The organism is Streptomyces sp. NPDC035033, assembly GCF_040636735.1.
Lineage (GTDB): Bacteria > Actinomycetota > Actinomycetes > Streptomycetales > Streptomycetaceae > Streptomyces.
This window is the reverse complement of sequence record NZ_JBEZUZ010000034.1, coordinates 21871-46755: the sequence shown is the minus strand read 5'-3', so window position 1 is coordinate 46755 and position 24885 is coordinate 21871. Positions and strand designations below refer to the sequence as shown.

Genomic DNA, 24885 nt, shown 5'->3' with positions numbered 1-24885 from the left:
GGCGGCCGGCCGTCGGCTCCGTCGCGTCAGCCGCCCCGCGGGACGGGGAAGGCGGGGGAGCGGGGCTCCTCGCGGAGGGTGGCGCTGCCCGAGGTGGGCTGCGGCGGCATCGAGCGGGCGGCCGGCACCGCGGGGACGGGGCGGGCCACGCCCGGCTCGGCACCGCGCTCCGGCTCCACCGCCGGCTGCTGGGGCGCCCGGCGGGCGCCGTAACGGCGGTGGACGGCCTGCTTGGTGACCCCGAGCGCGGAGCCCACGGCGTCCCAGGAGAAGCCGAGGGAACGGTCGAACTCGACGGCGGCGGTCACCAGGGTCTCGACGCTGTCGCGGAGCTCCTGGGCGAGCCGTACGGTGGGGGCGGGGGCGCGTCCGTAGACGACGAAGCCCGTGGACGGGCCGGAGCGGCGAGGGCGGTAGACATTGCCCAGCTGGGCCGTGAGCGTGCGCAGTGCGTCCACCTGCCGCCGGACCCGCTCGATGTCCCGCACCAACAGGTGCAGACTTGCCCGGGCTTGGGCGTCGTGGGTTGCGTGGTCGGCCATGTGAAAGCCTCTCGAACCGGCGATGGGGAGGGCGGGCCGCAGGGGGGGACGGCGGCCCGATTCGGTCAATCTCTCTTGACCAACGCGCCACCGGGAGTTGGGTCACGCTGCGGGGGCGTACACGCATATGCGCGGGGCGCTCGTCGCCGCGTACGCCCCCTCCCGGCCGGACGCCTGGGCCGTTTCTTCCGGGCCAGGCCGGGTCAGGGAGCGGCGTCCGGTGCGTGCGCTCGCAAGGCGGAGGAGGGAGTCCATGCGGTGGGGGCACCTCCCGGCGGTAGCCGGGGGAGTCGCGAGCCCGGCATGGCCCGGAAGAGACGGCCTAGACTGGTGCGTCGCTCGCAACGCCCCCGGACAGACAGGCAGTCGCCACCCATGAAGCTGGTCTTCGCAGGCACCCCCGAGGTCGCCGTCCCCGCCCTGGACGCCCTGCTCGCCTCCGGCCGCCACGAGGTCGCCGCCGTGGTCACCCGGCCGGACGCGCCCGCGGGCCGCGGCCGCCGCCTGGTCGCCAGCCCGGTCGCCCAGCGGGCCGAGGAGGAGGGCATCGAGATCCTGCGGCCCGCCCACCCGCGCGACGAGGACTTCCTCGCCCGGCTGCGCGAGATCGCGCCGGACTGCTGCCCGGTCGTCGCCTACGGCGCGCTGCTGCCGCAGAAGGCCCTCGACGTCCCGGCGCACGGCTGGGTCAACCTGCACTTCTCCCTCCTCCCGGCCTGGCGCGGCGCGGCCCCCGTCCAGCACGCGCTGATGGCGGGCGACGAGGTGACCGGCGCCAGCACCTTCCAGATCGAGAAGGGCCTCGACTCCGGTCCGGTCTACGGCGTGATCACCGAGGAGATCCGCCCCACCGACACCAGCGGCGACCTCCTCACCCGGCTCGCCTTCGCGGGCGCCGGACTGCTCGCGGCCACCATGGACGGCATCGAGGACGGCACCCTCAAGGCCGTCCCGCAGCCCGCCGAGGGCATCAGCCTCGCCCCGAAGATCGAGGTCGAGGACGCCCACGTCGACTTCGCCGCCCCCGCCCTCCGCGTCGACCGGGTGATCCGCGGCTGCACCCCGGCCCCCGGCGCCTGGACCCTCTTCCGCGGCGAGCGCCTCAAGCTCATCCAGGCGGTCCCCGTCCCCGGCCGCGCCGACCTCGCCCCCGGCGAGCTGGCGGCCGGCAAGAACAACGTGTTCGCCGGCACCGGCTCGTACGCCGTCGAGCTGCTCTGGGTCCAGCCCCAGGGCAAGAAGCCCATGAAGGCCGCCGACTGGGCCCGCGGCGTCCGCATCGCCCCGGGGGAGCGGCTGGGCGCGTGACCCCGCCGTCCCTCCCCGAGGGGTCGTGGTGGGACTGGGAGGTGCGCCGGTTCGACGGCAGCCGGCTCACCCTGGTCGCCGGGTACGACCTGACGTATCACCACGGGCTGGAGGTGGAGCTCGCGGACGTGTCGTACGTCCGGTGCCCGACGGCCTTCACGGACCCCGTCTTCCGCGAGCCCACCGCCGGGGAGCGGGCCGAGGTCCTGCGGATCGTCGGCGAGGAGCCGCCCGTGCTCCTCGCCTTCGAGGCGGACGGGGGCGGCACCGCGCCGGTGTCCTGTCTGATCGCCGCGGGCGGCCGCGCCGTGCGGCGGGGGCGTTTTTCCCGGTAGCGGCGGGCGGACGTAGGCTGGGAGGGTTCGACCCCCCATTTCGTCACGCGGAGCACCTTTGAGCGAGCAGGCACGTCGCCGTCCCCCCAAGCCCCACCGCCGGCCCAAGAAGGATCCCGTGCGGATGCTCGCCTTCGAGGTGCTCCGGGCGGTCGACGAGCGGGACGCGTACGCCAACCTCGTGCTGCCGCCGCTGCTGCGCAAGGCGCGGGAGAAGGAGGGCTTCGAGGCGCGGGACGCGGCGCTCGCGACCGAGCTGGTCTACGGGACGCTGCGCCGGCAGGGCACGTACGACGCGATCATCGCGGCCTGCGTGGACCGGCCGCTGCGCGAGGTCGACCCGCCGGTGCTCGACGTGCTGTCGCTCGGCGCCCACCAGCTGCTCGGCACCCGGATCCCGCCGCACGCCGCCGTCTCCGCCACCGTCGAGCTGGCCCGCGCGGTGCTGGGCGAGGGCCGTGCGAAGTTCGTCAACGCCGTCCTGCGGAAGATCACGCGGCAGGACCTCGATGCCTGGCTGGCCGAGGTCGCCCCACCGTACGAGAAGGACGCCGAGGACCACCTCGCCGTCGTGCACTCCCACCCCCGCTGGGTGGTCTCCGCGCTCTGGGACGCCCTCGGCGGCGGCCGCGCCGGGATCGAGGCGCTCCTGGAGGCCGACAACGAGCGGCCCGAGGTCACCCTCGTCGCCCGCCCCGGCCGGTCCACCGTCGAGGAGCTGGCCGAGGCCGCCGAGACCGAGCCGGGCCGCTGGTCGCCGTACGCGCTGCGGCTCAGCGACGGCGGCGAGCCCGGCGCCATCGAGGCTGTCCGGGACGGGCGGGCCGGCGTCCAGGACGAGGGCAGCCAGCTCGTCGCGATCGCCCTGGCCAACGCGGAGCTGGAAGGCCCCGACACCCGCTGGCTCGACGGCTGCGCCGGCCCCGGCGGCAAGGCCGCCCTGCTCGGCGCGCTGGCCGCCGAGCGCGGCGCCGCCCTGCTCGCCTCCGAGAAGCAGCCGCACCGCGCCCGGCTGGTCGAGCGCGCGCTGGCCGGCAACCCCGGCCCGTACCAGGTCATCGCCGCCGACGGCACCCGCCCGCCGTGGCGCGAGGGCTCCTTCGACCGGGTCCTGGTCGACGTGCCCTGCTCCGGGCTCGGCGCGCTGCGCCGCCGCCCCGAGGCCCGCTGGCGCCGCCGCCCCGAGGACCTCGACGGCTTCGCGCCGCTCCAGCGCGGGCTGCTCACCGAGGCGCTGAAGGCCGTCCGCGTCGGCGGGGTCGTGGGCTACGCGACCTGTTCGCCGCACCTCGCCGAGACCCGGGTCGTCGTCGACGACGTCCTGAAGAGGCTCGGCGGCGGCGAGCTGATCGACGCCCGGCCGTACTTCCCCGGTGTCGACGGGCTCGGCGACGGTCCCGACGTCCAGCTGTGGCCGCATCTGCACGGCACGGACGCCATGTACCTGGCGCTGATCCGCCGGACGGCCTGACGTTTTCCGCTGGTCCGTACCAGTACGTCCGGTGCCGGAAGGGCCGCTCGTCGGTTCGCGGCAAAGAACTCCCCAAGAACGTGGCAGGCTTGGCTCATGGCGCAGATCAATCCCAGCATCCTCTCAGCGGACTTCGCCCGCCTCGCGGACGAGGCCGAGGCCGTCGGCGGCGCCGACTGGCTGCACGTCGACGTCATGGACAACCACTTCGTGCCCAACCTGACGCTGGGCGTGCCGATCGTCGAGTCGCTCAGCCGCGCGACCGACACCCCCCTCGACTGCCACCTGATGATCGAGGACCCGGACCGCTGGGCGCCGCAGTACGTCGAGGCGGGCGCCGGCTCCGTGACCTTCCACGTCGAGGCGGCCGCCGCGCCGGTCCGGCTCGCCCGCGAGATCCGCGCCAAGGGCGCCAGGGCCTCCATGGCGCTCAAGCCGGCCACCCCCATCGAGCCCTTCGAGGACCTGCTCCCCGAGCTCGACATGCTGCTCATCATGACCGTCGAGCCCGGCTTCGGAGGCCAGGCGTTCCTCGACATCATGCTGCCGAAGATCCGCCGCACCCGTGAGCTGATCGCCAAGCACGGCCTGGACCTGTGGCTCCAGGTCGACGGCGGCGTCTCCGAGGCGACCATCGAGCGCTGCGCCGAGGCGGGCGCCGACGTCTTCGTGGCCGGCTCGGCGGTCTACGGCGCGGCCGACCCGGCCGCCGCCGTGGCCGCGCTGCGGGCCAGGGCGGAGGCCGCCACGGCCGGTGCCGCCTGGGCATGTGGCCACTGAGCCTCCGGCCGGTGAACGCGGTCCGACGGGCCGCCGACAGGACTGATCAAGGCCCGCCGTTTCTGACAGGATGAACAGCGGGTCCAGAGTGTGAACGAACACGGATCGTGGACAGCGGTGCGTGAACAGCAGTGAGGAGATCGCGGTGGCGGGTATGTCGGCGGGACGGTCGGCCCTGCGGATGGGCCCCGCGGAGCTGGTGCAGGCGGCGGCCATGGCGCGCCGCTTCTACCTGGAGGGGAAGTCCAAGATCCAGATCGCCGAGGAGTTCGGCGTGAGCCGCTTCAAGGTGGCCCGGGTCCTGGAGACCGCTCTGGAACGGGATCTCGTGCGCATCGAGATCCGGGTACCGGCCGAGCTGGACGCCGAACGCTCCGACGCGCTGCGTGCCCGGTACGGGCTCCGGCACGCGGTCGTCGTCGAGTCCCCGGCCGAGGACGACGAGTCGCCGGACCCGGAGAACCTCGGCGAGGTCGCCGCGGACCTCCTCGGCGAGCTGGTCACCGAGGGCGACGTCCTCGGCCTGGCCTGGGGCCGCTCGACCATCCACATGGCGGCCGCCCTCGACCGGCTGCCGCCGTGCACGGTCGTCCAGCTCACCGGCGTGTACGACGCCGGGACCGCCGAGCGCGGCTCGGTCGAGGCGGTCCGGCGCGCCGCCCAGGTCTCCGGCGGCGAGGCCCACCCCATCTACGCGCCCATGCTGCTGCCCGACCCGGCGACGGCCGCCGCGCTGCGCAGCCAGACCGGCATCGCCCGGGCCTTCGAGTACTTCGACAAGGTCACCGTCGCCTGCGTCTCCATCGGCTCCTGGGAGCCGGGCATCTCCACCGTCCACGACATGCTCTCCGAGGAGGAGCGCGCCCACTACGCCTCCCTGGGCGTGGCCGCCGAGATGTCCGCGCACCTCTTCGACGCCGAGGGCCGCCGCGTCGGCCGGGACCTGGGCGAGCGGTGCATCACCGTCGAGGCCGACCGGCTGCGCCGGATCCCCGAGGTCGTCGCCATCGCGGGCGGCCAGCGCAAGGCGGCGGCGATCGGGGCGGTGCTCCGCTCCGGCCTCGTCACCAGCCTGGTCACCGACCGCTCCGCGGCCGACTACCTGCTCACCGAGTTCAGCCCGGGCCCCCGCCCGGCCCTCGACCGGACGGACCCGGACACCGGCGGCACCGGCCGCTGACGCCACCGGAAGGACGCCCGCCGCATCCACGGAGGGCGCCCTTCCGCATGCCCGGGCGCGCCCCCGGGGCGGCACCGCGCGGCGGTGACAGCATCGGGACATGATCGCTCGCTGCCTCCGGCTGGGGCTCGCCGTCCTGGCCGGGCTGTCCCTGCTGCTCACCGGCTGCTCCGCCGGCACGGCCACGCCCACCGCCACCGCCGCCCCCACCCGTACCGCCGCGACGGCGGACCCCGCGACCTCCGCCGCGTCGCGCGCCTCCGGCCTCCCCACTGTCCGCGAGGCGGAGCTGCCGCCCGAGGCGCGCCGGACCCTCGCCCTCATCCGGGCCGGCGGGCCCTTCCCGTACGCCAAGGACGGGAGCGTCTTCTCCAACTTCGAGCGGATCCTGCCGCCGAGGAAGCGCGGTTACTACCACGAGTACACCGTCCCCACCCCCGGCGAGCGCGACCGCGGGGCCCGCCGGATCGTCACCGGCGGGGAGGGGGAGCGGTACTACACCGACGACCACTACGAGAGCTTCCGGGAGGTGGTCGGCGGTGCGACTGGATGACCCCGTCGTCCTCGATCTGTCCGGCGTGACCGACAAGGCGGGCTTCATGGACCGCTGCGCCGCCGTGCTCGCCCTGCCGGACTGGTTCGGCCGCAACTGGGACGCCCTCGCCGAGTGCCTCGGCGAGCTGCCCCGGCCGGTCGCCGTCGTCGTCACCCACTGGCAGGGGTACGCGCGGCGCGCCCCGCGCGACTGGGAGACCGCGCAGGGCGTCTTCGCCGCCGCCGTCGAGGAGTCGCCCGGGCGGCTGGCCGTGCTGATCGCCCTCGGGGACGGGCGGGGAGGGGGCCCGGAGGCGGCGGAGGGGCGCGCGTCCGGGGACGGTTGAGCGGGGAGCGGGGACCGGGTGACGTACTCCCCGGGGAGTACGGGGTGCGCCGGGGGAGTACGCGCGGGTGTCGGCGGACGGGGGACGCCCGCGGGGGCGCCCGTCCCTAGCGTGGAGGGCGTCGGGCGGACACTCCGCCCGGTGCCGCTCCGGCGGCTTCCCCCCCCCCCGCGTCAGGAGACTCGCCGTGCGGACCCTCTCCCCCGCCCCCTCGTCCCCCTCCACCGCCCGGCCCGCCGGCTCCGGCGCCGCCGGCCGGCGGGCGCGGACCGGCTCCCGGGCCGTCCTGGCCGCGGCCGGGACCGCCGCCGCGGCGATCGCCGCCGCCGACCTGCTGAACCCGGGGTACAGCCCGGTCACCGAGGTGATCAGCCGGTACGTGAACGGCACCGCGGGCTGGCTGATCACCACGGCGCTCTTCCTGGTCGCCGGCGCCTCCGGGCTCCTCGTGGCCCTGCTGCGGCGGGCCGGGGCGCCCCGGGCCGGCCGGTGGGCGGCCGGCGTGTGGGCCGCGGGCGTCGCGGTGGCCGGGGTGTTCCCCGCCGACCCGCCCGGGCGCTGGGGCAGGCCCTCCACCTCGGACATCGTGCACGGCACGGCCGCCACCCCCGCCTTCCTGGCGCTGCCCGTGGCCGCGCTGGTGCTGCACCGGTGGCTGGCCCGCCGGTGGGCGCGCGGCGCCGGCGCGCTGCGCGCCGTGCTCGGCACCTCCCTCGTCTCGACGGTCCTGCTGCTGGTCTGCCTGGTGGACGTGATGGACGGGCCCTCGCTGGGGACCGGGAGCGTGCCGACCCTCGTCGGGCTCGTCGAGCGGATCGCGTTCGGCGCCGCCCTGGCCTGGGTGGCGCTGGCCTCCGTCGCCGCCTCGCGTCCGGCGGTGCGCGCATGACCGCCGTGACGCGGGCGGCGGTTGGGCACAATGGCCCGGTGACCGAAGAGCGCGCCGGGGCGGACCGGAACCGGACGGGGCCCGCGGAGGGCCCGGCCGTCACCCGGGCCGCACGGGTCGCCGCGGCGGTGGTGACGGCGGTCGCCGTCGTCACCACCGAGGCCGTCGGGGGCGACGGACCGCTGCTCACCGGCATCGTGCCGTACGCCCTCGGGCTCGCCGCCCTGGTGCCGGCCGCCGGCCGGTGGCCGCGCGCCGCCCTGCTCGTGAGCGTCCAGACGGTCATCGCCTTCCGTGCCTCCGGACTGTCGGACGTGGGCTGGATCTGGCCGGCCACCGCCGCGTACTTCCTGGTGGCGGCGGGCGGCCGGCCCGCGCGGGGCGGGGCGCGGGGCCGGTTCGGCGCCCTGGTGCGACGGCTGCCGGACGGGCCCGCCTTCGCCGTCGGCGTCGGGGTCTTCCAGGTCGCCTTCGCCACCGACTGGGAGCTGTTCGTCGCCGGGATGAGCGGCCGGGCCGTCGTCGCCGAACTGGGCGCGGAGACCCTCTGGCTCGCCCTGGTGCTCGCCGCGGCCACCGCCTGGCGCAACGGCCGCGACCTGCGCCGGGAGGAGGCGGCCGGACGGGAGCGCGCCGCGCGCGAGCGGGCGGCGGAGGCCCGGCGGCGGGCGGAGGCCGAACGGCTGCAGATCGCCCGGGAGCTCCACGACGTCGTCGCGCACACCCTGACCGTCGTGGGCGTCCAGCTGCGGGTGGCCGTCGAGGCGCTGGAGGACGAGCCGGAGGAGGCGCGGGCCGCGCTGAAGACCGCGCAGGAGGTCCGCGCGACGGCCGTCACCGACCTGCGCTCCCTCATCGGCGTCCTGCGGGAGCCCGGCCAGGACGCGGCGGCGGGCGGCGGGGGCACGGCCCTGGCCCCGGAGCGGGGCCTCGACGGGGTCGGCGAGCTGGTGGAGCGGGTCCGGGCCGCCGGTCTCGACGCGGACGTCGAGACCACGGGCGACCCCGCCGGGGTGCCGGCGCCGGTGGCGCTCGCCGTCTACCGGATCGTGCAGGAGTCGCTGACCAACGCGGTGCGCCACTCCGGCGGCACCCGGGTCGGCGTCCGGCTGCGCTACGACGCCGAGGCGGTCCGCGTGGAGGTCGCCGACGACGGTCCCGCGAGGCCCGCGGGGGGCCCGGCGCGCGCGGGCGAGGGCGGCGGCCACGGCGTCGCCGGGATGCGCGAGCGGGTCACCGTCCTGGGCGGCGAGTTCGCCGCCGGCCCGGGCGAGCACGGCGGATACACCGTGCGGGCCGTGCTTCCTGTGCCAAGCTGACGATCATGACGATCTCGGTTCTGCTCGCCGACGACCAGTCCCTCGTCCGGGCGGGCTTCCGCAGCCTGCTCCGGCGGACGCGCGACATCGAGGTGGTGGGCGAGGCGGCCACCGGCGACGAGGCGCTGCGCGCGGTCCGCGCCCTGCGGCCCGACGTCGTCCTCATGGACATCCGCATGCCGGGGACGGACGGGCTGACCGCGACCGAGACCCTCACCCGGGACCCGGAGCTCGCCGGGACGAGGGTGATCGTGCTGACGACCTTCGAGACCGACGAGTACGTCTTCGCCGCGCTGCGGGCGGGCGCCAGCGGCTTCCTCACCAAGGAGATCGAGCCCGACGACCTGCGCCAGGCGATCCGGGCGGTCGCCGGGGGCGACGCGCTGCTCTCGCCGAGCGCCACGCGCCGGGTCGTCGAGGAGTTCGCCCACCGGCCCGCCGCGGCCGCCGTGGCCCCGGACCGGCTCACCGCGCTCACCGCCCGCGAACGCGAGGTGGTGGCGCTCGTCGCGGCCGGGCTCTCCAACGACCAGGTCGCCGCCCGGCTGGTGATCTCGCCGCTCACGGCCAAGACCCACGTCACCCGGGCGATCACCAAGCTCGGCGTGCGCGACCGGGTCCAACTCGTCGTCCTCGCCTACGAGACCGGTCTGATCCGGCCCGGCCACACGGCGGGCGGCCTTCCCGCGGACGCCGTCTGAGGGACCGCCGCGCGCCGCCCTCCCCGGATCACGTGGTCCAGGAGGGGCGTTCGCCGATCCGCGGCACCACGCAGGAGACCGGGATGCCGGTGCCCAAGTGGCCCGCCTGGCGGCCGAGTTCGAGGGCGGCGCGCCAGGTGTCGAGCCCGATCGGGGCCGGCGCGGGGGAGCCCGCGTGACCGGGTCGGTGTCCTCGGCCGCGCCTCCGTCGCCGGACGGCGGGCCCCGCCCGCCCCGCGCCGGGCGGCGGAGCCGGAACCCGCCGCCGGACGGGCCGCCGGGACCCGGCGGCCGAAAGGGCTCGTGCGATCCTCCGAAGGCTCTGTCGTGAGCCTCGGAGGATTCGCCCGGGACTGGTATGCGTAGCGGCGTGGGACAATGAACTACGTGCTTTTTCCCCTGGCTGAAATGCCTAGGGGCCGATCCGAACGACTGGGATGTCAGCACGTGCGTTTCCTCAATGACGTCAAGCCGCCGTACGACCTCACGTACGACGATGTGTTCATGGTGCCGAGCCGATCGGCCGTCGGCTCCCGCCAGGCCGTGGACCTCTCCGCGCCCGACGGCACCGGTACGACGATCCCGCTGGTCGTCGCCAACATGACCGCGATCGCCGGCCGCCGCATGGCCGAGACCGTCGCCCGCCGGGGCGGCCTCGTCGTCATCCCCCAGGACATCCCGATCGAGGTCGTCACCGAGGTCATCTCCTGGGTGAAGGACCGCCACCTGGTCCTCGACACCCCCATCGTGCTGGAGCCGCACCAGACCGTCGCCGACGCCCTCGCGCTGCTGCCCAAGCGGGCGCACGAGGCCGGCGTCGTCGTCGACGAGCACCGCCGTCCCGTCGGCGTCGTCACCGACGCCGACCTCACCGGCGTCGACCGCTTCACCCAGCTCTCCGAGGTCATGTCCAAGGACCTCCTCCTGCTGGACGCGGACATCGACCCGCGCGAGGCCTTCAACACCCTCGACGGCGCCAACCGCCGCTACGCCCCCGCCGTCGACGCGGACGGCAGGCTGGCCGGCATCCTCACCCGCAAGGGCGCCCTGCGCGCCACCCTGTACACCCCGGCCGTCGACGCGAACGGCAAGCTGCGGATCGCCGCCGCCGTCGGCATCAACGGCGACGTGGCGGGCAAGGCCAAGCAGCTGCTCGACGCGGGCGTCGACACGCTCGTCATCGACACCGCCCACGGGCACCAGGAGTCGATGATCTCCGCCATCCGGACCGTCCGGGCGCTCGACCCGCAGGTCCCGATCGTCGCGGGCAACATCGTCGCCGCCGAGGGCGTCAAGGACCTCATCGAGGCCGGCGCCGACATCATCAAGGTCGGCGTGGGCCCCGGCGCCATGTGCACCACCCGCATGATGACCGGCGTCGGCCGGCCGCAGTTCTCGGCCGTCCTGGAGTGCGCCGCCGAGGCGAAGAAGTACGGCAAGCACGTCTGGGCCGACGGCGGTGTCCGCCACCCGCGCGACGTCGCCATGGCGCTCGCCGCGGGCGCGTCGAACGTGATGATCGGCTCCTGGTTCGCCGGGACGTACGAGTCCCCCGGCGACCTCCAGCACGACGCGCAGGGCCGCGCCTACAAGGAGTCCTTCGGCATGGCGTCGGCGCGCGCGGTGCGCAACCGGACCTCCGACGAGTCCGCGTACGACCGGGCCCGCAAGGCGCTGTTCGAGGAGGGCATCTCGACCTCGCGGATGTTCCTCGACCCGCAGCGTCCGGGCGTCGAGGACCTGATCGACTCGATCATCGCGGGCGTCCGCTCCTCGTGCACCTACGCCGGTGCGGGCTCGCTCGCCGAGTTCGAGGAGAAGGCCGTCGTCGGCATCCAGTCCGCGGCCGGCTACGCCGAGGGCAAGCCCCTCCACGCCAGCTGGAGCTGACCGCCCCCCGCCGCTAGCGCCGAGAGCCCCCGGGACGTCCGTCCCGGGGGCTCTCGGGCCGTAGGGCGGCGGTGACGGCGGCCGCCAGGCGGGCGTGGCCCTCGTCGTCGGGGTGGAGGCCGTCGGCCAGGTGCTCGGGGCCCAGCAGGGGGCGGCCGGGGAGGAGCAGGAGCCGGCGGTCACCGGCCGCGGCCAGGTCGCGGACCGCCCGCTCCATGGCCCGGCGCAGCTCCGTGAGGGTGGCGCCGAGCGCGTTGCGGGTGTGCTCGGCGGCGGGGCGCAGCACGGGGGAGACGAGGAGCAGGGGCGTGCGGGGGTGGCCCCGGCGGATCAGGGCCACGTAGGACCGCACCGTCGCGTGCAGCCACTCCGGCGTGGCGGGCGCCCGGTCCCAGCAGTTCGTGCCGAAGGCGAGCGTGATCACCTCGCCCGGGAGCCGGGCGAGGTGCTCGGCGAGGGGCAGCTCGCCGCGCGCCCCGCCCGCGTAGCCGAGGTTGACCGGATCGAGTCCCAGCGCGCGCCCGGCGACGGCGGGCCAGGCGTGGGCGGGCCGGGTGGACCACCAGCCCTCGGTGATCGAGTCGCCGTGCACCAGCCAGCGGGGCCGCCGGGGCGCGGGGGACAGGGCCCCGCCGACACCGCGCAGGGCGCGGACGACGGGCGCCTGGGCCTCCGGCAGGTGGACGGTGAACTCCCCGCCGCCCGGCGGGAGTCGGAGCCGTACCGTGGTCTCCTCGGCCGGCTCCGCGAACACCTCCGTGACGCACCGGGAGCCCTGCCAGAGGGCGAACGCGTGCCGCAGCGCCCGCAGCGCGTCGTCGATCGCCGGGACGGCCGCCCGGTAGCGCAGCTCCACGGCCGTCGTGCCCGGCTCCGCCCGGAACTCCACCCGCACCCCGATCGGCAGCCCGGCCCGCTCCGCAACGTCCCGCGGCAGCCGCTCCAGGTCGGCGGGGTCGGCGCGGACCGGGCGGTCGCCGTCCCGCCACGCCGTGCCCCGCAGGAAGGGGCCGGGCTCCAGCCAGCTCACACCGCACCTCCGATCGGCCGCGTGCAGGGTGGTCCACGGCGGTCCAGGAGTCAAGGCGCGCGCCGGTTCCGAGCCGCGCCCGACACCCGCCCGCGAGCCGTCCCGGACCCGTTCCCGAGCCGCTCCCGGGCCCGTCCGGCCCCCACCCGACCTGTACCCCGATGTGTCGATTCATGCGGGGGCGCGCAATGTTTCCCCGTCCGGGCCCGAAGTGCGCAATGATCATCCGCAACTACGCAACAACACTGCATTACAAGTGCGAAGCTGCGGGCTTAGGCTCATCCCTCGTACCAGGAGTGGCGGAGACCGCCTGCTCGGCGGACTCCCTGCCCCCGTGGGCTGCCCCTGCATGCCCGCACGTCCGTCGCGGTCCCCGTCGAGTCCACAGGCAGCGATAAGGAGCCTCCGCAGTGCTGGACCACGGCGCAGCCCCACCGGTCGAGTCCACGACCGTCCCCAAGACTTCCGTCCTGACCGCCCTCGCCCGCCGCAAGCCGGTGGAACGCCTGGTCGCGGAGGGTGGACAGGGTGAGGGCGGCAATCTCCGCCGCTCGCTCTCCATGTGGCAGCTGACCATGATCAGCATCGGCGCCACGCTCGGCACGGGCATCTTCGTCGTCCTCGGCGACGCCGTCCCCAAGGCCGGCCCGGCCGTCACCCTCGCCTTCGTGATCGCCGGTCTCACGGCGCTCTTCTCCGCCCTGTCGTACGCCGAGCTGGCCGGCTCCATACCGGTCGCGGGCTCCTCCTACTCGTACGCGTACGCAACGATGGGTGAACTCGTCGCCTGGGTCTGCGGCTGGTGCCTGGTCCTGGAGTACGGCGTCTCGGTCGCCGCCGTGGCCGTCGGCTGGGGCGAGTACCTCAACGAGCTGCTCGACGGGACGATCGGCGTCACCATCCCGGCGCTGCTCTCCTCGGCTCCCGGCGAGGGCGGCGTGATCAACCTGCCCGGCCTGATCGTGGTGCTCCTCGCCATGGTGTTCCTGCTCGGCGGCGCCCGCGAGTCCGCCCTCGTCAACACGATCATGGTCTTCGTGAAGATCGCCGCCCTGGTGCTCTTCTGCGCCATCGGCTTCACGGGCTTCAAGTCCGGCAACTACGCGGACTTCATGCCGCTCGGCATGGCGGGCGTCAGCGCCGCCGGCGCCAGCCTCTTCTTCTCGTACATCGGCTTCGACGCCGCCTCCACCGCCGGCGAGGAGGCCAAGGACCCCAAGCGCGACCTGCCCCGCGCGATCATGCTCTCCCTGCTGATCGTCACGGTCCTCTACGTCCTCGTCGCGGCCGTCGCCGTCGGCGCCTGGAACTGGAAGGACTTCGAGGGCTCCGAGGCCAGCCTCGCCGCGATCATGAACGACGTCAGCGGCCAGACCTTCTGGGGCACCCTGCTCGCCCTCGGCGCCGTCATCTCCATCGCCAGCGTCGTCCTGACCGTCCTCTACGGCCAGACCCGGGTGCTCTTCGCGATGTCCCGCGACGGCCTCGTGCCCAGGGTCTTCGCCAAGGTCAGCGGCAAGACCGGCACCCCGCGCGTCAACACGGTCATCGTCTCGCTCTTCTGCGGCGCCCTCGCCTCGGTGATCCCGCTCGGCAAGCTCGTCGACGCCACCAGCATCGGCACCCTCTTCGCCTTCGCCCTGGTCAACGTCGCCGTCATCGTGCTCCGCCGCACCCGCCCCGACATGCCGCGCACCTTCAAGGTGGCGCTCGGGCCGGTCTTCCCGGTGCTCGGCTTCGGCTTCTGCGTCTACAACATGTTCAGCCTGGACACCGTCACCTGGGTGGTCTTCGGTTGCTGGATGGCCGCGGGCCTCGTGTTCTACTTCCTGTACGGCATGCGCCGCTCCCGACTGGCCACCGACGCAGAGAAGTGACCCACCCGTAGTGCGACTCAACGACCTCGACGAACGCATCGTCCACGCCCTCGCGGAGGACGCCCGCCGCAGCTACGCCGACATCGGCTCGCTCGTCGGTCTCTCCGCCCCCGCCGTGAAGCGGCGCGTGGACCGGCTCCGGGCCGAGGGCGCCATCACCGGCTTCACCGTACGGGTGGACCCGGCGGCGCTCGGCTGGGAGACGGAGGGCTTCGTCGAGATCTTCTGCCGCCACAACACCTCGCCGGACGACATCCGGCGGGGTCTGGAGCGGTATCCGGAGGTGGTGTCCGCGTCGACCGTCACCGGGGACGCGGACGCCGTCGTCCAGGTCTTCGCCTCCGACATGCGCCACTTCGAGCGCGTCCTGGAGCGGATCGCGGGCGAGCCCTTCGTGGAGCGGACCAAGTCGGTGCTGGTCCTCTCGCCGCTGCTGCGGCGCTTCTCCTCCGGCTCGCCCGCCTGACCGGGGCGTCGTCAGCCCACGACACCACCTGGAAGTCCCCGCCGCCCCGCGCGACCCGTTCGCGCGGGGCGGCCGCGTCGCACGGCGGCACCCCGTCCTCCTGCGGGGCGGCCGTCGGATCGTTCCGGCCCGCCCGGGCCGGACGCGCGTCGAAGGGGAAGCGCGCCCCCGCCCGGGCGTCGCGCCGGCGGACGGTCCGGGGGTACGCCGCCGGTCGGGGAGCGCGTACGGCCCCGGTCCGATCACCGCGCAACGAATCGCCACTCAGGTCGTGCATCGCGCAACGGTTCGACGGTCGGTCCGCAACGGTCCCGTCTTGTCCGGGCCGAGCCCGGAACCGTACCGTTTTGGACGTCTCCCGCAGACGCCCCTCCCTCCCCTCCGCCCCCACGAGGACTCAGCATGCCCACGGTGCGCACCGCCCTGCTCCAGAGCTCCGGCCGGCTCGGTGACGTCGCCGCCAACCTGCGGATCCTCGACGAGGCCGCCGGCCGGGCCGCCGCCGCCGGAGCGGACCTGCTGCTCGCCCCCGAGCTCTTCCTCACCGGCTACGCCATCGGCGCCGACATCGTCCGCCTGGCCGAGCCGGCCGACGGCCCCTCCGCCCGCGCGGTCGCGGAGACCGCCGCCCGCCACGGCCTGGCCGTCGGCTACGGCTACCCGGAGCGGGACACCGAGCGGCACGGCGTGATCTACAACGCCGCCGCGCTCTTCGGCGCCGACGGCGCCCCCCTCGCGCACTACCGCAAGACCCACCTCTTCGGCGACTTCGAGCTGAAGTGGTTCACCCCGGGCGACGAGCCCCTCGTCCAGGCCCGCCTCGGCGACCTCACCGTCGGCCTGATGATCTGCTACGACGTCGAGTTCCCGGAGAACGTCCGGGCGCAGGCGCTGGCCGGCACGGACCTCCTCCTCGTGCCGACCGCGCTCATGCACCCCGCCGAGATCGTCCCCGAGTCCGTCGTCCCGGTGCGCGCCTTCGAGAACCAGCTCTACATCGCGTACGCCAACCGCGCCGGCGCCGAGGGCGACTTCGAGTTCGTCGGCCTGTCCGCGCTGGCCGGCCCCGACGGCACCGCCCGGGCCCGCGCCGGGCGCGGCGAGGAGCTGATCGTCGGCGACGTCGACCCCGCCCTCCTCGCGGCCTCCCGCGCGGAGAACCCGTACCTCCGTGACCGCCGGCCGGGCCTGTACGGCTCCCTCGTCTGAGCCGCCCCCCCGCCCCTCCCTCCCCCCGTTCTTCCCGCAAGGAGTCCGCACCCCATGACGTCCACCGTGCCCAACGCCGTCGAGCACGCCGACGAGCAGCAGCCGCCGATCACCATGTTCGGGCCGGACTTCCCGTACGCCTACGACGACTTCCTGGCCCACCCGGCCGGCCTGGGCCAGATACCCGCCACCGAGCACGGCGCCGAGGTCGCGGTCATCGGCGGCGGCCTCTCCGGCATCATCGCCGCGTACGAGCTGATGAAGATGGGCCTCAAGCCCGTCGTCTACGAGGCCGACCAGATCGGCGGCCGGCTCCGCACGGTCGGCTTCGAGGGCCCGGAGACCGAGGGCCTGACGGCGGAGATGGGCGCCATGCGCTTCCCGCCCTCCTCCACCGCCCTCCAGCACTACATCGACCTGGTGGGCCTGGAGACCCGGCCCTTCCCGAACCCGCTGGCCGAGGCCACCCCCTCGACCGTCGTCGACCTCAAGGGCGAGACGCACTACGCGGAGACCATCGACGACCTGCCGCAGGTCTACCGCGACGTCGCCGCCGCCTGGAACAAGTGCCTCGACGAGGGCGCCGACTTCTCCGACATGAACCGCGCGATGCGCGAGCGCGACGTCCCGCGCATCCGCGAGATCTGGGCGAAGCTCGTCGAGAAGCTCGACAACCAGACCTTCTACGGCTTCCTCTGCGAGTCCGAGGCCTTCAAGTCCTTCCGGCACCGCGAGATCTTCGGCCAGGTCGGCTTCGGCACCGGCGGCTGGGACACCGACTTCCCCAACTCCATCCTGGAGATCCTCCGGGTCGTCTACACCGAGGCCGACGACCACCACCGCGGCATCGTCGGCGGCTCCCAGCAGCTGCCGCTGCGCCTGTGGGAGCGCGAGCCCGAGAAGATCGTCCACTGGGCGCAGGGCACCTCGCTGGCCTCGCTGCACGAGGGCGGGCAGCCGAAGCCGGCCGTCACCCGGCTGAACCGCACCGCGGGCAACCGGATCACCGTCACCGACGCCTCCGGCGACATCCGCACCTACCAGGCGGCGATCTTCACCGCCCAGTCCTGGATGCTGCTCTCCAAGATCGCCTGCGACGACTCGCTCTTCCCGATCGACCACTGGACGGCGATCGAGCGGACCCACTACATGGAGTCCTCGAAGCTGTTCGTTCCCGTCGACCGGCCGTTCTGGCTGGACAAGGACGAGGAGACGGGTCGGGACGTCATGTCGATGACGCTGACCGACCGGATGACCCGCGGCACGTACCTCCTGGACGACGGCCCGGACAAGCCGGCCGTCATCTGCCTCTCGTACACGTGGTGCGACGACAGCCTGAAGTGGCTGCCGCTCTCCGCGAACGAGCGGATGGAGGTCATGCTGAAGTCGCTCGGCGAGATCTACCCGAAGGTCGACATCCGGAAGCACATCATCGGCAACCCGGTGACGGTCTCCTGGGAGAACGAGCCCTACTTCATGGGCGCCTTCAAGGCCAACCTGCCGGGCCACTACCGCTACCAGCGGCGCCTGTTCACCCACTTCATGCAGGACCGCCTGCCCGAGGACAAGCGCGGCATCTTCCTCGCCGGCGACGACATCTCGTGGACGGCCGGCTGGGCCGAGGGCGCGGTGCAGACGGCGCTCAACGCGGTGTGGGGCGTGATGCGCCACTTCGGCGGCGCCACCGACGCCACCAACCCGGGCCCGGGCGACGTGTACGACGAGATCGCCCCGGTCGAGCTGCCGGAGGACTGAGTCCGTACGGAGGTCAGGGCCTGGCCAGGGGCGTGAGCAGCATCCGGCCCACCAGGCCCACCGAGCGGTCGAGCCGCTCGGTGAACTCGCCCGCGAGCCCGGGCAGCGCCCGCAGCTGCCACAGCGAGCGGGCGGCGAGCCAGGCCCCGTCCCGGGCCCGGTCCAGGCTCCAGCAGCCGAGCAGGTGCGTCAGCGGGTCCGCGATCTCCAGGAGGTCCGGGCCCGGCATCAGCTCCTCGCGGATCCGCTCCTCCAGGAGGACGAGGACGTCGCCGACCCGGTCGAACTCGTCCTCCAGGTCGGCCGGCGCGCACTCCAGGGTGCGGCAGGCGTCCACCACGGCGAGCGCCAGGTCGTGGCCGATGTGCGCGTTGATCCCGGCGAGCGCGAACTGCAGCGGCGTCACGCCGGGGTGGCGGCGGTAGTGGAAGAGGGGCCGCCAGCAGGCCGGGCCCGGCACGCCGGCGGCGTGGGCGTCGACGGCGGCGAGGTAGCGCTCGGCGAAGCGCACGTCCAGGGTGGCGGCCGCCCGCCGGTCCTCGAAGGCCCCGGCCTCGATGGCCCGCCCGATCTCCTCGGTGACCGTCAGGTACACCCGGTTGAAGACGGCGACCCCGTCGGCCGGGTGCCAGGCCGCCCGCAGCGACCGCATCCGGTCCACCACGGGGTCGACCGCCACGAACTGTCCGATCCGCTCGTCCGTCCACTGGGTCTGCGCCATGGGGGCAGACTTCCAGCCGCCGGGCCCGGGAGGGAGCTTCTGGGGCCCGGCTTCGCCGGAACGGGCGAATACCTCAGCTCTTCGCCGTGTCGCCGGAGCCCTTCTCGTACGGCTCCTTCTCGTACGCGCTCGGCTCCTTCTCGTACGAGCTGGTGCCCGAGTCCAGGAGCGGCTCCTGCTCCGGGGCGGCCTTGAGGTGCGCCGGGGCGAAGGCGCGCAGCACGTGGTAGCCGGTGATCACGACGATCGTGCCGAGCGCGATGCCGCCGAGCTCGAAGGTGTCGGTGAAGGTCAGCTTCACGCCGCCGACGCCGATGATGATGCCGGCGGCGGCCGGGACCAGGTTGAGCGGGTTGCGCAGGTCGACCCCGGCGTTGATCCAGATCTGGGCGCCGAGCAGGCCGATCATGCCGTAGAGGATGACGGTGATGCCGCCGAGGACGCCGCCGGGGATGGCGGCGACGACCGCGCCGAACTTGGGGCAGAGGCCGAAGAGCAGCGCGAAGCCGGCGGCGGCCCAGTAGGCGGCCGTGGAGTAGACGCGGGTGGCGGCCATGACGCCGATGTTCTCGGAGTACGTGGTGTTCGGCGGGCCGCCCAGGGCGGTCGACAGCATGGACGCGGCGCCGTCGGCGGAGATCGCGGTGCCGAGCTTGTCGTCGAGGTCGTCGCCGGTCATCTCGCCGACGGCCTTGACGTGGCCGGCGTTCTCGGCGATCAGGGCGATGACGACGGGGAGCGCGACGAGGATCGCGGACCACTCGAAGCTCGGGCCGTGGAAGGAGGGCAGGCCGATCCAGTCGGCCTTGCCGACGCCGGAGAGGTCGAGCCGCCAGTGGTCGGTGACCTGGCCGGACGGCGCCATCGAGTGGATCTTCCCGAAGGCCAGGTCGAGGACCCAGGAGAGGGCGTAGCCGAAGACCAGGCCGAGGAAGATCGCGATCCGGGACCAGAAGCCGCGCAGGCAGACCACGGCCAGACCGGTGAAGAGCATCACCAGGAGCGCCGTCCACTGGTCCTGCGGCCAGTACGTGGAGGCGGTCACCGGCGCCAGGTTGAAGCCGATCAGCATGACGACGGCGCCGGTCACCACCGGCGGCATCGCCGCGTGGATGATCCGGGCGCCGAACCTCCGCACCGCGAGGCCGGCGAGGAAGAGCACCACGCCGACCACGAAGACGGCGCCGGTGACGGTGGCGCTGCTGCCGCCGGAGGCCCGGATCGCGGCGGCCACGCCGACGAAGGAGAGCGAGCAGCCCAGGTACGAGGGGACGGTGCCGCGCGTCGCGAGCAGGAAGATGACGGTGGCGAAACCGGACATCATGATCGCGAGGTTCGGGTCGAGGCCCATCAGCACGGGGGCGACGAAGCTCGCCCCGAACATGGCCACCACGTGCTGTGCGCCGAGTCCGGCGGTACGGGGCCAGGACAGCCGCTCGTCGGGGCGGACGACGGCCCCGGGGGCGGGCGTTCTCCCGTCCCCGTGCAGGGTCCAGCGCACGCCGAGGTTCATGAGGTCGCTCCCGTTCTCCGGTTCCGGCGGCCGTGTCGCGGCCGCGAAAGAATCAGCCACATGGTATGTGCCGGAACCGGCCGGGGGAGGGGGCGCGGGCGCGCCCCCGGCCGGGCCTCAGCCGACCGGGCCCGCGCTCTTCGCCGCGTCCGGGGCGGCGGGGGCCGCCGTCGCCGCCCGAGGGGCGGTCCGCAGCACGCCCGCGCCGAGGACCAGGCCGAAGGCGAGCGCGGTGACCAGGCCGAACGAGAACACCAGCGAGGTGACGTCGGCGATGCCGCCGATCGCGGAGGGGGCGATCAGACCGGAGGTGTACGTGATGGTGGCGACGCCCGCGATGGCCTGGCTCGGGTTCGGTCCGCTGCGCGCGGCGGCGGCGAAGGCGAGCGGGACGACGACCGCGACGCCGAGGCCCATCAGCCCGAATCCGGCCATCGCCACGGCGGCGTGCGGGGCGAGGACGACCAGGACCCCGCCGAGGGTGGCGGCCACGCCCCCGACCCGTACCGTGCGGACCGCGCCGAAGCGGTCCACGATCCGGTCGCCGGCCAGCCGGGCCACGGCCATGGTCAGCGCGAAGGCGGTGGTGGAGGCGGCGGCGAGGCCGGCCGAACCGCCCAGCTCGTCGCGGAGGTAGACGGCCGACCAGTCGAGGCTGGCGCCCTCGGCGAAGACCGCGCAGAACCCGATGGCGCCGATGAGCAGGGCGGACCTCGGGGGCAGCGCGAAGCGCGGCGGGGCCTCTTCCTCCTCGGCGGGGGCCGGGTCCAGGACGCCCTGGCAGCAGGCGAGGCCGAGCGCGGTGAGGACGAGCGCGGCGATCAGGTGGTGGAGGCGGGCGTCGCCGCCGAGGTGGGCGGCGACGGTGCCGGCCGCCGAGCCGAGCAGGGCGCCCACGCTCCACATGCCGTGCAGGCCGGACATGATCGAGCGGCCGAGCCGGTTCTCGGTCTCGACGCCGAGCGCGTTCATCGCCACGTCGGACATGCCGGCCGTGGCGCCGTAGACGAAGAGCGCCGCGCACAGGCCCCAGACGTTCGGGGCGAGCGAGGGCAGGACGAGCGAGAGCGTCCACAGCGCGAGCAGGCCGCGCAGCGCGGTGCGGGCGCCGAAGCGGTGGCTGATCCGGCCGGCCAGCGGCATCGCGAGCGAGGCGCCGAGGGCGGGGAAGGCGAGGGCGAGGCCCAGCTGGCCGGCGCTGACCCCCGCGTGCTCCTGGATCCACGGGATCCGGGTGGCGAAGCTGCCGGTCACGGCGCCGTGCACGCAGAAGACGGCCGCGACGGCGAAACGGGCCCGCCGGAGCCGTTCGGAGCTGAGGACGGTCTCCGCCGCCATGGGTCCCTCCCGGAGTCGCGTGGTGTACCCGTAAACTATCAGGAACCCTGCCTGATAAATAGTGGTCCGGAGAGAAGTCGGCGGGGAGGCGTCTGAGAGGATCCCCGCATGGCCGCATCCCCGAGCACCGCCCGGGCCCTCAACGACCGGCTCGCCCTGCGTCTGCTCCAGGACGAGGGGCCGTTGACGGCAGCCCAGCTCAAGACCCTGACCGGGCTCTCCCGGCCCACCGTCGCCGACCTCGTCGAGCGGCTCAGCGGCTCGGGCCTGGTGCACGTCGTCGGCGAGGCCGGCGCCGAACGCCGCGGCCCCAACGCCAAGTTGTACGGACTCGTCGCCGACCGCGCCCACCTCGCCGCGCTCGACGTGCGTATGCGCTCGGTCTCCGTCACCGTCACCGACCTGCTCGGCACCCCGCTCGCCGAGGCGGCGGCCCCGGTCGGCGAGGACACCGGCACCGGCCCCGCCGTCGAGAAGGCGGTCGCCCTCCTGGAGCGCACCGCCCGGGAGGCCGGCGTCCAGCGGCTGCACACCGTCGCCGTCGGCGCCCCCGGCCTCATCGACCCGGCCACCGGCGAACTCCGCGACTCCACCGGCCTGCCCGCCTGGCACCGCCGCCTCGTCGCCGTCCTCCAGGAACGGCTCCCGGCCCACGTCCTGGTCGAGAACGAGACCAACCTCGCGGCCGTCGCCGAGCTGCGCGAGGGCGCGGCCCGGGGGCGCGAGGACTTCGTGCTGCTCTGGCTCGGCCAGGGGGTGGGCGCCGCCGTCGTCCTCGGCGGCCGGGTGCGCCGCGGCGCCTCCGGCGGCGCCGGCGAGATCGGCTTCCTGCCGGTGCCCGGCACCTCGGGCCTGCCCTCGGCGCACGACTGCGCCGGCGGCTTCCACGAGCTGGTGAGCACCGTCGGCATCGAGGCCCTCGCCGCCGAGCACGGCCTCGACCCGGCCGGCGCCCTCGCCTCCGGCCACGCCCCCTTCCTCGACGCCTACGCCCGCCGGCTCGCCGTCGGCGCGGCGGCCGTCGCCTCCGTCCTCGACCCCGGCTGTGTGGTCCTCGCCGGCGAGACCGGTCACCAGGGCGGCCCGGAGCTCGCCGCCCGCGTCGAGGCCGAGCTGGCCGGGCTCTCCCCGCTGCGCACCGAGGTCCGCGCCACCACCCTCGGCGACACGGCCGTGCTGCGCGGCGCGCTGCTGCGGGCCAGGGACGCGGCCCAGGACGCCCTCTTCCCGTAGGGCGGGCCCGGGAACGCGACCGCGCCGCGCCCCGGACAGGGGGGCGCGGCGCGGAAGGGGTCCCGGCGGCGGCCAAGGGCCGTGAGACCGCCGCCGGGGGTTCTTCAGGAGGGGTGCGTCAGCAGGTGCCGAGGTCCTTCCAGACGCCCCACTCGCCGGTCGTGCCCGGCTCCTGGTTCTGGGTCCACCACTGGGCCTTCCACGTGTGGCCCTTGTGGGAGACCTCGTTGCCCGCGTTGTAGACCGTGCCGGCCACGTACGCCGGGGCGGTGCAGCCGGTGGGCGGCGTCGTCGTCGGCGGGGTGGTCGGGGTGGTGCCGGTGCCCGGCTCCACGACCGTCGTGCCGCGCGCCAGGTCGCCGGCGAGGGCGTAGGTGGTGCCGTTGATGTTCACCGTCCAGTTGGAGGGGGTGGACACCGGCAGGTAGTAGTTGAACGAGAGGTCGACCGTGGCGCCCGGGGCGAGCGACTGCCAGGCCGGGAGCTTCAGGGAGACCCGGTGGAAGTCGCCCTTCAGACCGCCCACGTTGGAGCCGGTGTGGTCGCTGCTGATGACCTTGGTGCCGAAGCCGGACTGGTCGGAGGCGTTGGCCGGGGCCGAGGTGCCGTAGTCGAACTGGAACTCCGTGCCGCCGGGCAGCGTGGTGTTCGTCCGGTTGGTGATCTTCAGCTTGGGTGTGATCGGGTAGTTCGAGTCGCCCAGCTTGAACTCGGTGAAGGCGGTCTCGATGTTCACGGCCTGGGTCGGCAGCGCCTTGTTGGACTTCTTGGCGCCGTACGGGGTGGCGGCCTTGAACTTGTCGTACATCAGCGAGGTGAGCGTGGAGCCCATCTCGTACTGGCCCTTGGCGGCGTTCCAGGCGTAGTCGCCGGCCATCTCCCAGACCATGGTGCCGCCGATGCCGCGGTCGACCACGTAGTCGGCCTTGGCGGCCACGGACTGCTCGTCCTCGGTGGAGAGGAAGACCTTCTTCTCGGCGTTCCACAGCCACGGCGCGACCAGGGTCGAGTCGTACTTGCGGGCGTAGGTGCCGGTCAGGGTGGTGTTCGCCGGGAATCCGTACTTCGTGACGTAGTCGCCGACGATCCCCTTCTCCAGGTTCTTGGCGTGCCACATCGGGTTGGAGCCGGCGGGCGACTCCTTGCCCGCGGTGTCCTTGTCGTGCCACAGGTTGTCGATGCCGGTGGCGCCGTCGCCGCACTTGGTCAGGCCGGCGCCGGCCGGGCAGGTGGCCGCGGTGGCCTTGCCCCAGAGGCCGTCGGTGCCGCCCTGCACGTTCTTGTGGCCGCGGGTGTAGTACGGCAGGCCGATGTTGATGCGGCCGGCCGGCATGGAGCCGCGGAAGTAGTGGTAGGCCCAGTCGGTGTTGAGGTAGCCGATGTTGCCGTACTGGGCGGAGCCGTAGACGTTGGCGGCGGCGAGCTCGCCGTCCTTGCCGTCGTCGAAGAGCGAGGCGTTGGGGCCGACGTACTCGTTCCAGGCGCCGTGCAGGTCGTACGACATGATGTTGACGTAGTCCAGGTACTTCTGGACCTGGAAGGTCTCCATGCCGCGCAGCAGGTAGCCGGAGGACGGGGCGGCGACGGTCAGCAGGTAGTGCCTGCCGTCGGCGGCGCCGGCCGCGTCGAGCTTCTCGCGCAGGGTCTTCATGAGGGCGGCGTAGCCCTGGACCAGGCCCGCGCGGCGCGCGTTGGCGAAGGTCCAGTCGAGCGGGTTGCCCGCGTCCTTCATGGTGGTCGGGTACTCGTAGTCGATGTCGACGCCGTTGAACCCGTACTTGCGGATGAAGTCGACCGCGGAGGTCGCGAAGGTGTCGATGCCGGCCTGGTTGACCGAGCCGTCGGCGTTGGTGGCCATCGAGTAGAAGCCGCCGGAGTTCACCCGGTCGCCGTTGTCGGCGAAGTAGCCGCCGGTCTCCGCCCAGCCGCCGACCGAGATCAGCGTCTTGACGTCCGGGTGCTGCTTCTTGAACTTGTTCAGCAGGTTGAAGTGGCCCTTGTAGGGGAGGGCCGGGTCCATCTCGGCGCCGGCCACGCCGGGCCAGGTCATGCCGGTGGCGGCGTTGTTCGGGCCGTCCGTGCCGACCGAGAGCTTGTTGTCGCCGCCGATGTGGCCGAAGGCGTAGTTGATGTGGGTGATCTTGTCCCACGGGATGTTGTTGGCCAGGTAGGCGGGCTCGCCGTTCTTGCCGGTGCGCCAGCCCGTGAAGTAGCCGATGACGCGGCGCTGGTGGTCGGCGCCCATCTTCTCGCGGCCCTCGGTGTCGTAGACCGAGCAGTAGGGGACGTCGACGCCGGGCGTCTTGTACAGGCCGTCGGGGCGACAGGACTCGTTGTCGGCGGCGTACGAGACGCCGCCGGCGAGCGAGCTGAGCAGCAGGCCAGCGACGGCGGCACCGGACGCGAGCAGCGACGCTCTCTTGGTCGTGGGGGACAGCACGATCAGG

General features: G+C 74.1%; 22 protein-coding genes. 16 read left to right on the top strand and 6 right to left on the bottom strand.

Annotated elements, in window-relative coordinates; all coding sequences use genetic code 11:
* Nucleotides 1-26: 26 nt before the first annotated feature.
* Entirely contained in the window at nucleotides 27-542 is a 516-nt protein-coding gene (locus tag AB0E83_RS16360) for a hypothetical protein (RefSeq protein WP_362111219.1), read from the bottom strand.
* Nucleotides 543-917: 375 nt separating this feature from the next.
* On the opposite strand from AB0E83_RS16360, the gene fmt reads away from it, so the two are divergent.
* From fmt to AB0E83_RS16305, 11 genes are all read left to right on the top strand, one after another.
* Nucleotides 918-1850, top strand: coding sequence for a methionyl-tRNA formyltransferase (gene fmt, locus AB0E83_RS16355; protein ID WP_362111216.1), 933 nt, complete (start codon nucleotides 918-920; stop codon nucleotides 1848-1850).
* A complete protein-coding gene (locus tag AB0E83_RS16350) occupies nucleotides 1847-2185 on the top strand; it encodes a hypothetical protein (RefSeq protein ID WP_362111213.1) in 339 nt (112 codons plus the stop codon). The genes fmt and AB0E83_RS16350 overlap by 4 nt, the downstream gene beginning before the upstream one ends.
* Before the next feature lie 58 nt (nucleotides 2186-2243).
* On the top strand, nucleotides 2244-3656 hold the full coding sequence (locus AB0E83_RS16345; protein ID WP_362111210.1) for a transcription antitermination factor NusB: 1413 nt from the start codon (nucleotides 2244-2246) through the stop codon (nucleotides 3654-3656).
* Between the two features lie 96 nt (nucleotides 3657-3752).
* Nucleotides 3753-4436 carry a ribulose-phosphate 3-epimerase gene (gene rpe, locus AB0E83_RS16340; RefSeq protein WP_362111207.1) on the top strand — a complete coding sequence of 228 codons (684 nt, stop codon included), beginning with the start codon at nucleotides 3753-3755 and terminating at the stop codon, nucleotides 4434-4436.
* Nucleotides 4437-4557: 121 nt separating this feature from the next.
* Nucleotides 4558-5616, top strand: a complete 1059-nt coding sequence (locus tag AB0E83_RS16335; protein ID WP_362111204.1) for a sugar-binding domain-containing protein — start codon at nucleotides 4558-4560, stop codon at nucleotides 5614-5616.
* Between the two features lie 100 nt (nucleotides 5617-5716).
* Entirely contained in the window at nucleotides 5717-6169 is a 453-nt protein-coding gene (locus AB0E83_RS16330; protein ID WP_362111201.1) for a ribonuclease domain-containing protein, read from the top strand.
* Entirely contained in the window at nucleotides 6156-6497 is a 342-nt protein-coding gene (locus AB0E83_RS16325; RefSeq protein ID WP_362111198.1) for a barstar family protein, read from the top strand. Before AB0E83_RS16330 ends, AB0E83_RS16325 begins: the two co-directional genes overlap by 14 nt.
* Before the next feature lie 187 nt (nucleotides 6498-6684).
* Nucleotides 6685-7386: a DUF998 domain-containing protein gene (locus tag AB0E83_RS16320; RefSeq protein WP_362111195.1), complete on the top strand. Its 702-nt coding sequence runs from the start codon at nucleotides 6685-6687 to the stop codon at nucleotides 7384-7386.
* Nucleotides 7387-7424: 38 nt separating this feature from the next.
* Nucleotides 7425-8705, top strand: a complete 1281-nt coding sequence (locus AB0E83_RS16315; protein ID WP_362111192.1) for a histidine kinase — start codon at nucleotides 7425-7427, stop codon at nucleotides 8703-8705.
* Nucleotides 8706-8710: 5 nt separating this feature from the next.
* Nucleotides 8711-9406 (top strand): response regulator transcription factor, encoded by a 696-nt coding sequence (locus AB0E83_RS16310; RefSeq protein ID WP_362111189.1) that lies wholly within the window; start codon nucleotides 8711-8713, stop codon nucleotides 9404-9406.
* Nucleotides 9407-9853: 447 nt separating this feature from the next.
* Entirely contained in the window at nucleotides 9854-11296 is a 1443-nt protein-coding gene (locus AB0E83_RS16305; RefSeq protein WP_362111186.1) for a GuaB1 family IMP dehydrogenase-related protein, read from the top strand.
* 13 nt (nucleotides 11297-11309) lie between these two features.
* On the opposite strand, the gene AB0E83_RS16300 is transcribed toward AB0E83_RS16305, so the two are convergent.
* Nucleotides 11310-12326, bottom strand: coding sequence for a GDSL-type esterase/lipase family protein (locus tag AB0E83_RS16300; RefSeq protein WP_362111183.1), 1017 nt, complete (start codon nucleotides 12324-12326; stop codon nucleotides 11310-11312).
* Between the two features lie 410 nt (nucleotides 12327-12736).
* Between AB0E83_RS16300 and AB0E83_RS16295 the strand changes: the two genes are divergently transcribed.
* The 4 genes from AB0E83_RS16295 to AB0E83_RS16280 all read left to right on the top strand — a co-directional run bounded on the left by AB0E83_RS16295 (nucleotide 12737) and on the right by AB0E83_RS16280 (nucleotide 17633).
* Nucleotides 12737-14203, top strand: a complete 1467-nt coding sequence (locus tag AB0E83_RS16295; RefSeq protein WP_362111180.1) for an amino acid permease — start codon at nucleotides 12737-12739, stop codon at nucleotides 14201-14203.
* Nucleotides 14204-14213: 10 nt separating this feature from the next.
* Nucleotides 14214-14669 (top strand): Lrp/AsnC family transcriptional regulator, encoded by a 456-nt coding sequence (locus tag AB0E83_RS16290; RefSeq protein WP_043223665.1) that lies wholly within the window; start codon nucleotides 14214-14216, stop codon nucleotides 14667-14669.
* A gap of 402 nt (nucleotides 14670-15071) precedes the next feature.
* Nucleotides 15072-15878, top strand: a complete 807-nt coding sequence (locus AB0E83_RS16285) for a carbon-nitrogen hydrolase family protein (protein ID WP_362111177.1) — start codon at nucleotides 15072-15074, stop codon at nucleotides 15876-15878.
* Nucleotides 15879-15932: 54 nt separating this feature from the next.
* Nucleotides 15933-17633, top strand: coding sequence for an NAD(P)/FAD-dependent oxidoreductase (locus tag AB0E83_RS16280; protein ID WP_362111175.1), 1701 nt, complete (start codon nucleotides 15933-15935; stop codon nucleotides 17631-17633).
* A 13-nt stretch (nucleotides 17634-17646) separates the two neighbouring features.
* On the opposite strand, the gene AB0E83_RS16275 is transcribed toward AB0E83_RS16280, so the two are convergent.
* From AB0E83_RS16275 to AB0E83_RS16265, 3 genes are all read right to left on the bottom strand, one after another.
* Nucleotides 17647-18354 carry a DUF5995 family protein gene (locus AB0E83_RS16275; RefSeq protein ID WP_362111172.1) on the bottom strand — a complete coding sequence of 236 codons (708 nt, stop codon included), beginning with the start codon at nucleotides 18352-18354 and terminating at the stop codon, nucleotides 17647-17649.
* A gap of 73 nt (nucleotides 18355-18427) precedes the next feature.
* Nucleotides 18428-19867: a solute carrier family 23 protein gene (locus AB0E83_RS16270; RefSeq protein WP_362111169.1), complete on the bottom strand. Its 1440-nt coding sequence runs from the start codon at nucleotides 19865-19867 to the stop codon at nucleotides 18428-18430.
* 117 nt (nucleotides 19868-19984) lie between these two features.
* A complete protein-coding gene (locus AB0E83_RS16265) occupies nucleotides 19985-21205 on the bottom strand; it encodes an MFS transporter (RefSeq protein ID WP_362111166.1) in 1221 nt (406 codons plus the stop codon).
* A gap of 108 nt (nucleotides 21206-21313) precedes the next feature.
* On the opposite strand from AB0E83_RS16265, the gene AB0E83_RS16260 reads away from it, so the two are divergent.
* Nucleotides 21314-22438, top strand: a complete 1125-nt coding sequence (locus AB0E83_RS16260) for an ROK family transcriptional regulator (protein ID WP_362111164.1) — start codon at nucleotides 21314-21316, stop codon at nucleotides 22436-22438.
* 118 nt (nucleotides 22439-22556) lie between these two features.
* Here the strand turns inward: AB0E83_RS16260 and AB0E83_RS16255 are convergent, their stop codons facing one another.
* Nucleotides 22557-24878, bottom strand: a complete 2322-nt coding sequence (locus tag AB0E83_RS16255) for a chitinase C-terminal domain-containing protein (protein WP_362111270.1) — start codon at nucleotides 24876-24878, stop codon at nucleotides 22557-22559.
* Between the last annotated feature and the right edge of the window lie 7 nt (nucleotides 24879-24885).